Raw genomic sequence first — 16,087 nt, forward strand, 5'->3', positions numbered from 1 at the left:
ATGGCAAAAGAGAATAGAAAACGCGTACTGATTACCGGTGCGGCCGGATTCCTGGGCTCGCACCTGTGCGACCGCTTCATCCGCGAGGACTACCACGTGATTGCGATGGATAACCTCATCACCGGTGACCTGAAGAACATAGAGCACCTGTTTAAGCTGGAGAACTTCGAGTTCTACAACCATGACGTCTCCAAGTACGTGCACGTGCCTGGCCACCTGGACTATATCCTGCACTTCGCCTCCCCGGCTTCGCCGATAGACTACCTCAAGATCCCGATCCAGACGCTGAAGGTGGGCTCCTTGGGTACGCACAACCTGCTGGGCCTGGCCCGGGCAAAGGGCGCACGCATGCTGATTGCCTCCACCTCTGAGGTGTACGGTGACCCCGAGGTGCACCCGCAGGTGGAGGAGTACTGGGGTAACGTGAACCCGGTAGGCCCGCGCGGCTGCTACGACGAGGCCAAGCGTTTCCAAGAGGCCATCACCATGGCCTACCACACGCACCACGGGGTGGAGACGCGCATTGTGCGCATCTTCAACACCTACGGCCCGCGCATGCGCCTCAACGACGGTCGCGTACTTCCCGCCTTCATGAGCCAGGCGCTCAGGGGCGAAGAGTTGAGCATCTTCGGGGACGGCTCACAGACCCGCTCCTTCTGCTACGTAGACGACCTGATAGAGGGGATCTACCGTCTGCTCCTGAGCGATTACGTCCTTCCGGTGAACATCGGTAACCCATCTGAGGTGACCATCAAGGAGTTCGCCGAAGAGATCTGTCGCCTGACCGGCGTTGAGCTGAAACTGGGCTACCAACCCCTGCCGGAGAATGACCCGCAACGCCGCCGTCCTGATATCTCCAAAGCCAAGGAGATTCTGGGCTGGGAGCCGCAGGTGTCCCGCTCGGAAGGTCTGAGACGCACCCTGGAGTACTTCAAAGAGCACGTGGAAACCGCTCCCACTGAGGCCTTGACGTTCTAGAAAGTAATTAAGTTAAACACAAAGAGGGTTTGCGGATGTTGTCTGTAAACCCTCTTTGTGTTTAGGTGCCTCGTTTCTGAGCCATTTTAAGGAAATAAGCTTAAAAGCCTCATAGCACTGGAAGACCTGCGAGTCTCTGCATCAGTAGTTTCGTCTGCTAACTCTGCCTATAACTCGTCGAGTTAGAGGCTAAAGGTAACTGTGCAGAAAAGAACCGGAAGTGTCATTATGAAGCGGTCGGAGCTTTGCTGGGTAGTGGCTCGTTTTACAACAGATTTGAAGAAAAGAGCCTGTAAATAGGTTTTAAGCGTGTCTATAGGCCTTGCGTAGATTATTTCTATACATACAGCTTTTTTTTAATTGTCATTATATTCTGTAGGAGTAATTGCTTGAAAGAGAGTTGTATGCAGAGTTTTGTAACTGCTTAAACAGTAAGCTGTGTTACTAAATTGTAAATTCTGCAAGGTAGGTAAATAGTGATTTTAGTAGTTGAATCTACTTGAGAATAGAGAATTAATGTTTAAGTAAGAAGTTACTGGTTTGATTTTCAATAGTATATGTATGTTTCTTGGGGCCTTAAAAGAAGAATAGGTAAGGGCGAAGTATAATCTAAACAATATAAGTAACCGTCTCAAGGATATATCGTACCTTTGCGGCATATGTGCGGTATATCAGGAATCTACGCTTTTACTCAGGAAGGCCGTTTGGCTATCCAACGTTTATCAGACTCAACTGACGCGCTTCAATCGCGCGGCCCAGACTCTAGCGGGCATTTTACCCATGGGCCGGTAGGATTGGGGCACAGGCGGTTGTCCATCATTGATGTAAGTGATGTGGCGTGCCAGCCCATGCATACAGAGAATGAGCGCTATACCATTGTGTTCAACGGTGAAATCTTCAATTACCAGGAACTGAAGAAGCAACTCGTGGAAAAAGGATACACCTTCTTCTCGCAGTCAGACACAGAGGTGCTCCTGAAGTATTACATTGAAGAAGGACCCTCTTTTCTTAAAAAACTGAACGGCTTTTTCGCTTTCGCTATCTATGACAAGGAAGAGGAGAGCTTATTTGTCGCTAGGGACCGATACGGCGTAAAGCCCCTCCTGATGTATCAGGATGAGGATAAATTGGTGTTTGCCTCAGAGATGAAGTCGCTGCTCACGTTCGGAATTCCGCGTAAGTTAGACTATGCTTCTTTGTATGAATACCTGCAGCTAAACTACATTCCCGCGCCCGCTTCTATTTTCAAAGGGGTGAAGAAGCTCATGCCCGGCCATTACTTCATGGTAAGTAAAAAAGGCAAAGTGGAGGTGAAGCGTTGGTACAAGATTCCGTACGACGAGAAAAAGGTTAAGCACAATGATCTCACCTATGAGGCACAGCAGAAAAAACTGGTTGACCTGATGGACGGAGCCGTGCAGCGCCGTATGATTGCCGATGTGCCCTTAGGCGCTTTCCTGAGCGGAGGAATTGACTCCTCGGCCATTGTAGCCTTGGCTTCGCGTCATACCCAGCACCTGAACACCTTCTCCATTGGGTACAAAGACGAGCCGTTCTTTGACGAGACCAAGTACGCCAAATTGGTGGCAGACAAATACAAGACCAATCATACCGTCTTCTCGCTCACCAATAATGATTTGTACGAACACCTATTCCGGGCATTAGAGTACATAGATGAGCCCTTTGCCGATTCTTCGGCCCTAGCCGTCAATATCCTCAGCCACTACACCCGCCAGAAAGTAACCGTAGCCTTGTCGGGAGATGGGGCCGATGAGCTTTTTGCCGGTTATAACAAGCACATGGCGGAATACAAGGTGCGCCAAGGCGGATTTGCCGCCGAGACCGTGGCCGCATTACTGCCGCTTTGGGAAATGATGCCCAAATCCAGGAACTCTTCCTTCGGAAACCGCATCCGTCAGTTTCAACGCTTCGGCGAAGGGATGAACCTTTCCGCCAAAGACCGCTACTGGCGCTGGGCTTCCTTTGCCACTGAAGAAGATGCCAAATCTCTGCTCAGCGGGAAATCCAAAAAGATACTTTCCAAAGATGTCTACAAGAAACGCCGGCAGAAGATTTTAAGCCATCTTTCCCAAAAAGGGGACATAAATGAAGTCTTGTTAACGGACATGCAGTTGGTGTTGCCTAATGATATGCTCACCAAAGTGGATCTAATGTCTATGGCCAACAGCCTGGAGGTGCGCACGCCGTTCCTGGACTATAAAGTAGTCAATTTTGCTTTCTCCTTGCCTCAGTCTTCCAAAATTGATGGAGGTATGAAAAAGAAGATTGTGCAAGATGCGTTCCGCGAAATGCTTCCGCCGGAATTATACAAACGCCCTAAGCATGGTTTCGAAGTACCTTTGCTAAAATGGTTCCAAAACGAACTACGGCCTATGATTGTGGATGATCTGTTGTCAGATGCCTTCATTGAAGCCCAAGGTATTTTCAACCTGAAAGAAATTCAACGGCTAAAAGCCCAGCTTTTCTCCAACAATCCCGGTGATATCCATGCTCGCATCTGGGCCTTGGTGGTGTTCCAGCATTGGTGCAAGAAGTGGATGGCGTAGGACTTAAGCTTACGTGCTAATTTCAGTCTTTTAATTTGCGTCATATTAGCTCCTTCACTAAAACACAGCTTTGAATATCCTAATTGACTAAATAAGATCAAATGATTGCAGTTAGTGATAGAAGGTAGGCTTTAAATATTAAATACTATTCTTTAATAACTTTATATATAAGTGTTCCTTGAGTATGAGCCTCGTTAGTCGCATCGGCTAATGGAGTAGAGTAATCAGGTGTGCTATAATGATGTGTGAAGATTGAGAAGTTTAGGATTAAAAATATAGTTTTCTGTGAACGCTTACTTAGGAAGGTGAGAAAACTCAAACAAATTTAAAGGACATAGTAACTATAGTGACTACTACTTTCAAAGAAAAAGCTGTTTCAGGAGTTAAATGGAGCGCAATAAGTCAATTTGGGACCCAAGGGGTGATCATGGTCTCCTCTATCATGCTAGCCCGTCTGTTATCACCGGGGGAGTTTGGTTTAATGGCTATGTTAACCGTACTTGTTGGCTTAGCACATCATTTTACCAGTTTTGGCTTTGGAATAGCACTTATTCAGCAAAAAGAAGTTTCAGAGATAGAGCTTTCTTCTGTTTTCTGGGTAAACTTGGGATTAGGTGTGTTACTGACGTCGGTATTTGCGCTGCTTTCTCCAATTATTGCAAGGTTTTATAATGAGCCATCTCTTACGTATTTAACTGCTGCTGTCTCCGTTAACTTTGTTTTGGCCGCACTTACCGGGGTTCATGTATCCATTTTGAATCGGCAATTGGCATTTAAACAATTAGCAATTACAACTTTCAGTTCAATTTTTATTTCCTACACAATTGCCATTCTTTGTGCCAGTCTAGGTGGGGGAGTTTGGAGTCTTCTTATTCAAAGTATTGTTAATACGTTAGCTCTTACCTGCTTCTATCTGTATTTCTGTAGGTGGAAGCCAAAATTTGTTTTCAGCAAGAAGGCTATTCGTCAATTAAGTAGAGTGGGCGGGCATATCTTCTTTATTGGCATTTTTGACTACATAGCTACCAACATAGACACTGTATTAATTGGGAAATATATTAACAAGAAGCAATTAGGTGAGTATGGTAGGGCTAATGCCTTCACCATGTTGCCCGTGTCCAATGTTTCCTCAGTCCTTGCTCGTGTACTAATGCCCTCACTTGCTCAGATACAGGATGATAAAAAACGAGTTGCTGATATATACCTCCGTACGGCTCGGGTGCTTGCGTTAATAATCTTCCCAATGATGATTGGGCTAGCCTTGGTCGCGCATCCTTTTGTAGAAGTAGTTTTTGGGTCAAAATGGTTAGGTATGGTTCCTATGCTGCAATGGTTTGCCCCTTTAGGAATATTAATATCTTTTAATAGCATCCATGACCCAATAATAGTATCTCAAGGGCGTAGCGATCTTTTGTTCAAGATAGCTCCCTTTGAAAAAGGCTTATTAATTGCGGTCGTTTTTATAGGACTACCTTGGGGAGTATTCGGGATTATTGTTTGCAAGGCTATCGCCAATCTATTAATCTCCTTCCCAAAATTCTGGCTGCTAAGTAAAGCAGTTCATATTAGAATGAGTAAAATGTATATAAATTTGATGCCAGCTGCCGCTTTGTCAGGTATGATGGCAATAGCAGTCTATTTCAGCGTAGATACGCTTGATTCTGTTTTATCTGCTCCGCTTCTGTTAGGTGCAGGGGTGCTGGTAGGGGTGACTTCTTATGTAGTAGGTACAATCATTTTCAATTCATCTGTTTTCACTGAAATCAAAGATATTTTAAAAAAATAAAAAGGAGTTTTGATGATTAATGTTACAAAGACTTTTCTTCCGCCCTTAGAAGAATACACAACATATTTGAAAGGAATATGGGAAAGGTCATATGTTACGAATAGAGGGCCTCTAGTCTTAGAACTAGAGGAAAAGTTGAAGAATTACTTGGGTGTTAAGCATTTGCTTTTCGTTTCAAATGGTACAATAGCTCTGCAAATTGCAATAAAAGCTTTAGAACTCAAAGGTGAAATTATCACTACCCCCTTTTCATATGTAGCTACTACAACCTCTATCCTTTGGGAAGGGTGTGAGCCAATTTTTGTAGATATTGAGTCAAATACTTATTGCATTGATCCAGATAAGATTGAGCAGAAGATTACGGAAAGAACCTCTGCTATACTAGCAACTCATGTTTACGGGTTTCCATGTGCAGTTGAAAAAATCAACTCAATTGCAGAAAAATTTAATCTAAAAGTCATATATGATGGAGCTCATGCATTTGGGGCAAAATATAGAGGTGAGGCTGTTTTAAGTTTCGGAGATGTATCCACTGTAAGTTTCCATGCAACAAAATTGTTTCATACCATAGAAGGAGGGGCCATCATCACGAACGATGATGAGCTATTTAAGAAAATAACCTTGTTCCACCAATTTGGGCATGTATATGATGATTATTTCCTAATGGGGATTAATGGTAAAAACTCAGAACTTCATGCTGCTATGGGGCTTTGTACTTTGCCTTTGATAGATAAATTCATACTTAAGCGTAATTCTCTTATCAAGCTCTATGATGAGTTGTTATTGCCAAAAGGACTAACAAGGCCCGATGTTGTAGATGACTTTGAGTACAATGGTGCTTATTATCCAATTCTGTTTCATTCTGAAAAGGAATTGGTAAAAGTAAAAGCGTCGCTGTCAGATAATATGATTAATACCAGAAGGTATTTCTACCCCTCTTTAAATAACTTGCCTTATTTAGAAGAGCAAAAATGTGATGTCTCAGAAAACATAGCTAAAAGAGTACTTTGCTTACCACTTTTCTATGAACTTGAAGAGCGTCAAGTGCATGAAATATGTGCTGCCATTGAAAATGCTTTGATATGCTGATAGCAGGCGCTAAAGGACATGCTAAAGAAGTATTAGAGATCCTCCACAAACAATCAAACCAGATCATTCATTTATATGATGATGTAAGCACTGATTTACCTGAAAAGCTATATAATCTTTTTTCTATCATCCGCTCCAAAGAAGAAGTTGTGAAGCTTTTTGAAATAGACCCCTTCTTTGTTTTAGGTATAGGAGGAGCACAGCAACGGTATGCTTTATGTTCTAAACTAGAGGATATAGGAGGTGAACTTGTGTCTGTGATTGCTGGGAATGCTGAAATTGGCAGTTTTAATGTGGAGTTGGGAGAAGGAGTAAATATTATGCAAAAATCATTCATATCCAATGATGTCAAAATAGGAAGAGGTACACTCATCAATGCAAAATGTTCAATTCACCATGATTCTTTAGTTGGAGAATTCTGTGAGATTTCGCCTGGAGTAACCATTACAGGAGGAGTAAGTATCGGGAACTTTACAACTGTTGGTACTGGAGCTATCATATTACCAAAAATAAAGATTGGAGACAATGTAATCATTGGTGCAGGAGCAGTAGTAACCAAAAACTTGGAAAGCAACTCTCTTGCGGTTGGAGTACCGGCGCAACCAAGGATATAGAAGTAGCTGATACTCTTTCAGATATTTTTTATTAGGATAATTAACTAATGAAATAGATTTGTTAGTGATTAGATCATGCTAGGTATTTTTCTATTTTGAAATTTATTTTACAGGCAGGTTTGTTGCTAAAAGACTTGCAAATGATAGCCAAAAAGATCAAGCTAAAAATCTATAAACGCTCAGGGTATTTGGAGGTATGTTGAAAGGTTAGTTATGCATGAATAAAGTGTTTTATTTTTATTGAATATTTCTGAAAATTAGTTTTTTAACTATTGTATAAAGAGGCCTTATAGAAAATAGCGATCTTTATATGATGAAGTTGCTTTCTTAATTTGATTAAGTATTTGAAGGAAAGAAGCCAGTAAGAATGTTAACGAGTAAGCATTTTGATGATTGTTTTCTTCTGTGGAATAGAACTAGATTTTAAAATAGGTTGAATGAACATACTGTATTATTACCCTTCAAACAAAAGAGCTATTGGCTTTGATACTATCTTTATCGAACTGATAAAACGGGGACATAGTATATATCTGCTTACAACCTGTGAAGAGGGGTTATTGCATGAGGATGTAAAGAAGTTAGGCGTAAAGGTATATGCACACCCTGTAACTAGTACTAACTCTATCATATACCACTTGATGCAATGGTGGTATTTGGTGAAATTCTGCTATGAAAATCATATTGATTATATTTTTTCGCATCTGCAACCTGTAAATATTATTGCTGTTGTTGCCCAGTTTTTCATTAGAGCCAAAGTTGTTATTTTTAGGCATCACTTCAGATTTGACTTGCTTCTAGAAGGTAGCACCCTAAATATTAATAAAAATGAAGTGATGGGGGAGAGACTAGTGAATTTTTTGGCAAAGAAAATCATAGTTCCTTCCTCTGGGGTTTACCAAGGAATGAAAGAATTCGAAAAGGTTGATATGGGGAAAGTACGTATCATTCCCTATATATATGATTTTTCTAAATACAAGAAACCAGATCCATCTAGAGTAAATGCCATAAGAGAACAATATAGAAGTCATTTACTTTTGATTATGTGTTCCCGCTTTGTGCCCCTGAAAAGGCATGAAATTGCTTTCAAAGCTTTCAATGAATTAATTAGAAAAGGATTAGACATCAAAGTTTTGGTACTGGATGATGGTCCTGAAAAGGGAAAGTTAGAGAGGTACGTGGTTGATAATGCCCTGCAGAAACACATTATCTTTGTGGGATATACTACTGAAATATTAAATTTCATGGCCGCGGCTGACCTTCTAATTCATCCATCTTTAACGGAGGCCAGCAATAGTGTAGTCAAAGAAATGGGTATTTTAGAGAAACCGGTGGCTGTCTGTGAGGGTGTGGGTGATTTCAGTGATTACATCATAGATCAAAAGAATGGGTTTTTAATGCCCAAAAACCAAACTGAGCTGCATATCTTAGAGGCCATAAATCAGGTATACCATAACAAATCCATGCTTCATGAGCTTGGAAGAGAACTGAAGAGTACTGTAGTTGAGAAGTTTAGTGTTTCAACTGAAACGATGGCTCATTATGAAGCGTTGTTAAAAGATCAATAATTAAGTAATCAATTGTGGAAGAACTGAAGCTAAGCATAGCCATGATTACTTATAATCATGAAGATTTTATTGCAGTAGCTCTAAAAAGTATACTTGATCAGAAGGTAGACTTCAAGTATGAAATTGTTGTGGGGGAAGATTATTCTACTGACAACACAAGAGCAATCATTGAAGCAATTCAAGAACAAAACCCAGGTATTGTTAGGTTGATTGATCGTGGCAAAAATGTTGGTTCTACAATCAACTTTGATGATACTTTAAAGCAGTGCAGGGGTGAGTATATTGCAATGCTAGACGGTGATGATTATATGCTGCCGGGAAAACTTCAGAAACAGGTTGATTTCTTAGATCAAAATCCAGATTGCGTAATGGTTGCCCATGACTTACGTGCGTTTGATAATGATACTGGAGCTACAGTTCGTATTGTAAAACCACCGGTTATTAAGCAGTATTATACTATAGAGGATTTGTTTATTTATAGCAGCATTTTTGGGAACTCTTCTAAGATGTTTAGGAGAAGCGCATTGCCTTCTTATGGAGTAAGCCCTAAAATTCATTTTATTGCAGATCTCTTTATTACGTTACATATAGTCAAAGAATCTAGAATAGGGTATATCCAAGAGATTTTAGGCGATTATAGATTGCATTCTGGAGGAATGATGCGGAATCTCAAAGGGAAAGAGGCATTTGAAGATGTGATTACAACTATTGATTCAATTACAGAAATTTACGGAGATAAGTATAAGCCTATCTATCAGAATCAAATTGCGTATGCTTTTCTTATTTATGGGGTAGATGAATTTTTGAAAGATAATTTATCTAATGCAAGGGCTAAATTAATAGAAAGTATAAAAGTTAAATGGAACTTTGCTCCATCTCAGTATTTTTATTTTTTTATCTCGTTCTTGCCAAAGGCATTCAGAAAAAAACTAATCCAACTTAAGCAACAGTTGAGCTAATTTTGACGTGTGTCATTGAGTGTTTTAAGTATACTAAGTGCAAGTAGCATAAACATCAATAGAGAGAGTGCCTGTAGCTAGTGTCCCGCCAAATCTAGTGATGTAGAGTTGTAGCTTACTTGCCAGGCAGGGCTTAGACCTACAGAGGACTGCTCTACACTACCACGCATATATAGCGAGAAGACGGGTAAGCTGAGTCTTATCCTTGGGAAAGTAGTAAAGAGATAGTTTATCTTCACTTTGTTGTAGGTGTCTTCTTCCAAGTGCAGGCCGGTAGGGTAGTCCATTTCCCTATACAGGTAAACATATCTGCACTAACGTCCTTATAACATGAAGAAGCAGGAAAGAGGCGGAGAATTCAAGGTATTTATAGGAAGCCTAGCTACTATTCAATCATGAGGAGATGATCAACGCCATCCAGCATATGGAGGAGTAAGTATAAGTAGTTGCCCTATAACCCGAAATCTAGAGAATGTTTGATTTTGACATAGGTATTTATTGATAAGTGGTAGAAAGTTTAACAAGTAAGTAGGTCTTATTTTTGAGTTTATAGCTTTCCAAGGTATAGAGTAAGTGAAATGGCTTACTCTATACCTTGGAAAATTTTCTAATAGAGTTTTATGAAAAACGGAATTATATTCCAATCTATCAAAGGTGTTGCAAAGTACTTGACAGGTAGAGAAAAAGGAGTAGCAATCGTAAACTTCCTTTTGCTACTGCTTGCTGCTATGTTAGATGTAGTTGGTTTGGCATCACTTGTGCCTGTCATTATGACTGCCACAAATCCAGAAGTTGTTAAGACCAACAAGTATATGGCCTTTGCATATGAAACGCTGGGTTTCCAAAGCTTTAAGGCTTTTATGGTTTTCCTGATATTAGCAGTATTTGTTTATTTCTTAGTTAAGAACTTATTTACTGTATGGATTAACTATAAGCAAGTTCAGTTTACTGCTCAAATTGCTATAAAAGTCGTTAAACGTCAATACGATAAGTACTTGAACTTGCCCTATTGGCACTTTCAGGATATGGGGTCTTCAGGCCTAATGAATAAAGTGAGCCATCTTCCAACAGTTTTTGTGGAAGGTATCATTAGACCATTGTATTTGTTATTCTCTGACCTTACTATGATAGTAATTATTGTAGTAGGAATATTAATTTATCAGCCAATTTTAGCCTTATTGTTGGCTTTAATTCTTGTGCCTAGTGCTCTCTTAACCTATAAAGCTGTGAAAGATAAGTCAGAGCATATAGGTACAAGGCTAAATGATTTACGTCCTGTTTCCCATACACTTCTTATGAATTCTTTTAATGGATTTGTAGAGTTTAAATTAGCAAATAGAGTACGAGATAATAAAAATCATTATGTAGAGAAACAAATTGAAATACAGGACCTAGGAGCAAAGGGCTTTTTGTATAGCTTGGTGCCGATGAAAATAATTGAGATGGTAGCTATTTTGGGGGTAGTTACTATTTTTCTATATTCTGTTTTGTTACCTCAGTATTCTGGAAGCCTAATTGCCTTAGTTGGTTTGTTCGCAGCAGCAGCTTACCGGTTAATGCCTTCGGTAAATAGGTTGCTTTTGCAAGTTATGATGCTAAAGCAAAATAATTATGTTTTAGGGCTTTTAGATGAATTTAAAGAATATGAGAAATCACTTGTTTCAAGTGATGATCAAGAAATACTATCATTCAAAGACTTTATTAAGTTTGATGATATTTCCTTTGCATACCCAGGTACAGAGAAGAAAGTAATACAAAAAGTAAACTTTACTGTAGGAAAGGGGGAGAAAGTAGGGTTTATAGGTGCTTCAGGCTCTGGTAAAACAACCTTAATGAACATTCTACTTCGTTTTTACTTGGAGCAGGAAGGACAGATCTTGGTTGATGGTGTGCCACTAAGTGAAAAGAATAAGCTGGATTGGTATAGAATGATAGGGTACGTGAAGCAAGATACCTTCTTAATGGAAGGTACCATTCAAGATAATATCACGTTAGGAGACCCTAAGGTAGATAACACTCGGCTTATGTATGCTTTAAAGTATGCTTCATTAGAAGATTTTGTTCAAAAATTACCAGATGGTGTTCATACGGAGATAGGAGAAAGAGGGTCAAAGCTTTCAGGAGGCCAGAAACAACGAATTGGAATTGCCAGGGCATTGTACAAGAAGGCAGAAATCATGGTGCTTGATGAAGCCACCAGCGCCTTAGACAATAACACAGAACGGGAAGTAAGCGAAGCAATAGATAAATTAGCTGATACTAATATTACAATCTTTATGATAGCGCATCGTATTACCACCTTAAGAGAGTGTGACAGAATATACGAACTGAAAGATAGTGAGATAGTTGCAGAGTGGGTGTATGAAGATCTTATCAAAACAGTTATTTAAGTCTAACTTTTTGCTGCAATAAGTAGAATGCTTGTTTATCTGGTATAGTAGTTCCCCTTTCTATCTATAGTCTGTTAAGAATAGTTAATCTTTAACCATCAAAAGGGCTGTTTCTTATACAAACGCCTGCCTCAGCCAACTTTTAAGCTACTCTTCTGAAAACAGCCCAAAAACAGAAACTCACCTAATGTAGGCAAACGCTTGCGCCACAAAGAGATTGGAAGACCATTTAGATCTCTCAATAACTTTGAACGCTGAAGAGCCTTCTTTGCAAACTTCTGCATAGCGTCATCAGTTTTAGTCTGTTTCTCGGAAAACACCCCAAAGAGAGATAGATCCCTCTAAGAAGGCACAGCTGAAGCTTTCGCGAGGGACAAATTGGAAAGCCTGGTTGGTTCACAGTTGAATGTTTCCTTGTATTCCACTTCTGTTCAAAGGAACTTTCTCTGTATGTAGGTTCCTTGCAGTAATTACCATTAGTGAAATCCTGAAAAGTTGAATACAGACAAGTCAAGGCATTTTCATTTATCTAAGTAGAATTCAAGGAAACAGAGATTATGGTAATCTTGTTTGAGATTTCTGTTGAATAGATTAATAATAAATCTATGAAAACATTTTATGTTTCAGAATATCAGATAAGGAAAGAATAATTATATTCTTGAGGAGAGAATGCACCGCTTCAGGGTATTCTGTAAAAAGCTTATGCTTTAAAAATTCCTATTTTAAGAAATTTCTCCTCATCTTTGCTGCAGGAACTATTTATCTTACAATTTAACTTCAGTTCAACCATTTTAGGGCAAAAAGTGGATGTTGAAATGTATATAATCTTGAAAGTAAGTCAATTAAAATGAAAAAAGCTCTAATCACAGGCATAACCGGACAAGATGGTGCATATTTAGCAGATCTTCTGCTAAAAAAAGGATATGAGGTGCATGGTATAAAGCGCCGTAGCTCCTTGTTCAACACAGACAGGATTGACCACCTTTACCAAGATCCACACGAAAATAACGTCCGGTTTCACCTGCACTATGGTGATCTAAGTGATTCCACTAACATCATCCGGATTATTCAGCAGGTACAACCCGATGAGATTTATAACTTGGGTGCCATGAGTCATGTGCAGGTAAGCTTTGAAACTCCAGAATATACCGCCAATGCCGATGGAATTGGAACACTCCGGATTTTGGAAGCGGTAAGACTCCTTGGATTAACTGAAAAGACCCGCATCTACCAGGCATCTACTTCTGAGTTATATGGCTTAGTGCAAGCAGTTCCTCAAAGTGAAACCACTCCCTTCTACCCTCGTTCCCCTTATGCCGTGGCAAAGCTATACGGCTACTGGATTACAGTAAACTATAGAGAGGCCTATAATATGTATGCTTGCAATGGTATCTTGTTTAACCATGAAAGCCCATTAAGAGGTGAAACTTTTGTAACGCGTAAAATCACTAGAGGGGCCGCTAAAATAGCGTTAGGTATGCAGGATAAATTATATCTGGGTAACCTTGATGCACAAAGAGATTGGGGGCATGCCAAGGATTATGTAGAGGCCATGTACCTTATTTTACAGCAAGACACACCAGAAGACTACGTTATTGCCACAGGTATCACAACTACAGTGCGGGACTTCGTGAGAATGGCATTTGCAGAAGTAGGAGTAGAGTTGGAGTTTTCTGGCGAAGGGGTAGAAGAAAAAGCAACAGTGGTGGCCTGCCATAATCCAGATTACCAGATTGAAGTTGGCAAGGAAGTGGTAGCCGTTGATCCGCGTTATTTCCGTCCTACAGAAGTGGAACTATTGATTGGTGATCCTACTAAGTCAAAAACCAAGCTTAAGTGGGAGCCTAAATATGATTTGGCTGGTTTGGTGAAGGAAATGATGGAGGCTGATGTAGAGCACTTCCAAAAAGAAAAGATGTTGCTGGAGCAAGGCTACAGAGTTAAAAATCAATTTGAATAATTGAATGCTGAAGGAAGACAAGGTTTATGTGGCCGGGCATAGAGGCATGGTTGGCTCGGCAATCACAAGAAAATTAGAAAAGGAAGGATATACTAATCTGGTAACCCGTACCTCAAAAGAACTAGATCTCCGGAACCAGGAGGAGGTAAATGCCTTTTTCCAGGCAGAAAGGCCAGCCTATGTTTTTTTAGCGGCAGCTAAAGTAGGCGGGATTGTGGCTAACAGTACCTATAAAGGGGAGTTTCTATACGATAACCTCATGATTCAGAATAATGTGATCCATGCGGCTTATCTAAACCAGGTGCAGAAACTTATGTTTCTGGGATCTTCCTGTATTTACCCAAAGTTAGCTCCACAGCCGTTAAAAGAAGAATACCTGCTCACTGGAGAGCTTGAGCCTTCAAATGAACCCTATGCCATTGCTAAAATAGCGGGAATCAAGATGTGTGATGCCTATCGGGATCAGTATGGGTGTAATTATATATCAGTGATGCCTACCAACCTGTACGGGCCCAATGATAATTATGACCTGCAAAACTCGCATGTATTACCCGCTCTCATTAGGAAAATGCATGAAGCAAAAGTAAAGGGAGAAAGCCAGGTTACCATCTGGGGAACAGGTACCCCTAAAAGAGAGTTCTTGCATGCCGATGATCTAGCCGATGCTTGTTTTTACCTGATGCAGACGTATAATGAACCAGGACTAGTAAACATTGGGGTAGGTGAAGATATCTCTATTCTTGATTTGGCTAAACTGGTACAACGAATTGTGGGATTTGAAGGGGAAATTATTACTGATACCAGTAAACCTGATGGAACTCCAAGAAAATTGATGGATGTGACAAAGTTGGCGTCATTTGGTTGGAAAGCATCTATTTCCTTGGAACAGGGGCTTGAAGGGGTCTATAAAGAGGTGAGTGCAAAGTTGTTCAACTAGACCAAAGTTGTATCAATATCAGCCATTAGTAAAGGTCAGTATATAGGTAATTGAAATAATGATATTATCAGTTTTAATAAGTTTTAGAAATAGAGATAAAGATAGGGTTGTAAGATGTCTAACTGCATTGAACAATCAATCTTTCAAAGACTTTGAGGTAATATTTGTTGATTACGGAAGTGAAGAAAGGCTGGCAAAAGAACTTGAAGAAATTGTGTCAGGATTTTCCTTTACAAAATATCTATATAATGACACTCGTGGAATGCCATGGAATCAACCTCATGCTTTGAACACTGGATTGATAAGAGCGGTCGGAGATTATGTAGTGAGACTAGATGTTGATTTAATCATTCCTCCATACTTCTTTGAGAAACTTGTTCCAAGACTCACCCCAGATAGCTATATCCATTCTCAAGCTTTTTATTTAACAGAAGATTTTAAGAATTATGATAAACTTTTTGCTGGCAAAGGTGCTCAAGAGGGTTTACTAATTTCAGATAAGATAGTACTTGGATTGTTGATGGTGATTGACCGTAGATTCTTTTTGAAGATCAATGGCTTTGATGAATTCTATACTTATTGGGGCTTTGATGACTTAGATATGAGTAAGCGAATACAGGCTGCAGGTAGAAAAATTGAGTGGCTAGATATTGAAGAGTTTCCTGTATTTCATCAATGGCATTTACCTTCATCACTTAAGAATTTAACCGGTTGGTACGATGTTCTGAAAGAATATTATCATAATACTTCTAATGAAAAAATTGCCGGTAGAGAGATTGGTAGATTATATAAGAAAGAAGAGCGAAAAGCTTTATTAGCCTACTTAAATGAAGATCACCAAAATTCTGAAGAAATTACATATAGCTTTCCCAAAGCAAACTTCTTTACGAACTTAAGTAAACATCTTGTAGTAGATACAGGAAAAAAGCTATTTCACATTAAGTATATTTCCCCACTTGATAATAAAAATAAAGTTGGGAAACTGACAAATGTAGTTGAAAAGGTAAATAAACTTATTTCTTTAACGAAAGTCTCTTATAGGTTGACTGATATTCAGACATATAGTACAGAGTATTTAGATGTTATTGAAATGAGGGATTTTTTATTTTATTTTATTGTAAATATGGGAGGAATGATGGAGGATTATTTCTTTGAATATAATGACAAAAAGGTAGTATTGATCGTAGCCAAGAAGTAGGTCTATGTATTAAAAGATTGGCTAATAAAGTTAACACTAATGAG

At 39.6% G+C, this 16,087-nt stretch carries 12 protein-coding genes; 11 read left to right on the plus strand and 1 reads right to left on the minus strand.

The features are described from left to right. The 7 genes from ACY0JR_RS05565 to ACY0JR_RS05595 all read left to right on the plus strand — a co-directional run bounded on the left by ACY0JR_RS05565 (position 1) and on the right by ACY0JR_RS05595 (position 9,558). A complete protein-coding gene (locus tag ACY0JR_RS05565; protein WP_462632951.1) occupies positions 1 to 978 on the plus strand; it encodes a UDP-glucuronic acid decarboxylase family protein in 978 nt (325 codons plus the stop codon). 659 nt (positions 979 to 1,637) lie between these two features. Then, the gene (gene asnB / locus ACY0JR_RS05570; protein ID WP_462632952.1) at positions 1,638 to 3,545 is read left to right on the plus strand and encodes an asparagine synthase (glutamine-hydrolyzing); all 1,908 of its coding nucleotides are present in this window, start codon (positions 1,638 to 1,640) and stop codon (positions 3,543 to 3,545) included. 346 nt (positions 3,546 to 3,891) lie between these two features. Beyond that, a complete protein-coding gene (locus ACY0JR_RS05575) occupies positions 3,892 to 5,331 on the plus strand; it encodes an MOP flippase family protein (protein ID WP_462632953.1) in 1,440 nt (479 codons plus the stop codon). 12 nt (positions 5,332 to 5,343) lie between these two features. Next, a complete protein-coding gene (locus tag ACY0JR_RS05580; protein ID WP_462632954.1) occupies positions 5,344 to 6,420 on the plus strand; it encodes a DegT/DnrJ/EryC1/StrS family aminotransferase in 1,077 nt (358 codons plus the stop codon). Then, positions 6,414 to 7,034, plus strand: a complete 621-nt coding sequence (locus tag ACY0JR_RS05585) for an acetyltransferase (RefSeq protein ID WP_462632955.1) — start codon at positions 6,414 to 6,416, stop codon at positions 7,032 to 7,034. The genes ACY0JR_RS05580 and ACY0JR_RS05585 overlap by 7 nt, the downstream gene beginning before the upstream one ends. A 437-nt stretch (positions 7,035 to 7,471) precedes the next feature. Beyond that, positions 7,472 to 8,599, plus strand: coding sequence for a glycosyltransferase family 4 protein (locus ACY0JR_RS05590; protein WP_462632956.1), 1,128 nt, complete (start codon positions 7,472 to 7,474; stop codon positions 8,597 to 8,599). Positions 8,600 to 8,640: 41 nt separating this feature from the next. Next, entirely contained in the window at positions 8,641 to 9,558 is a 918-nt protein-coding gene (locus ACY0JR_RS05595) for a glycosyltransferase (protein ID WP_462632957.1), read from the plus strand. 77 nt (positions 9,559 to 9,635) lie between these two features. Here the strand turns inward: ACY0JR_RS05595 and ACY0JR_RS05600 are convergent, their stop codons facing one another. Then, a complete protein-coding gene (locus tag ACY0JR_RS05600; protein WP_462632958.1) occupies positions 9,636 to 9,845 on the minus strand; it encodes a hypothetical protein in 210 nt (69 codons plus the stop codon). Between the two features lie 333 nt (positions 9,846 to 10,178). Here ACY0JR_RS05600 and ACY0JR_RS05605 point away from each other — a divergent pair, with 333 nt between their 5' ends. From ACY0JR_RS05605 to ACY0JR_RS05620, 4 genes are all read left to right on the plus strand, one after another. Beyond that, positions 10,179 to 11,948, plus strand: a complete 1,770-nt coding sequence (locus tag ACY0JR_RS05605) for an ABC transporter ATP-binding protein (RefSeq protein ID WP_462632959.1) — start codon at positions 10,179 to 10,181, stop codon at positions 11,946 to 11,948. A gap of 847 nt (positions 11,949 to 12,795) precedes the next feature. Next, entirely contained in the window at positions 12,796 to 13,908 is a 1,113-nt protein-coding gene (gene gmd / locus ACY0JR_RS05610) for a GDP-mannose 4,6-dehydratase (protein WP_462632960.1), read from the plus strand. Between the two features lie 4 nt (positions 13,909 to 13,912). Continuing rightward, positions 13,913 to 14,845, plus strand: coding sequence for a GDP-L-fucose synthase (fcl, locus tag ACY0JR_RS05615; protein ID WP_462632961.1), 933 nt, complete (start codon positions 13,913 to 13,915; stop codon positions 14,843 to 14,845). Between the two features lie 58 nt (positions 14,846 to 14,903). Next, complete coding sequence (locus tag ACY0JR_RS05620; RefSeq protein ID WP_462632962.1) at positions 14,904 to 16,043, plus strand: glycosyltransferase family 2 protein; 1,140 nt, start codon at positions 14,904 to 14,906, stop codon at positions 16,041 to 16,043. The last annotated feature ends 44 nt before the right edge of the window (positions 16,044 to 16,087 follow it).

This window comes from Rufibacter sp. JT3400010 (assembly GCF_054956755.1).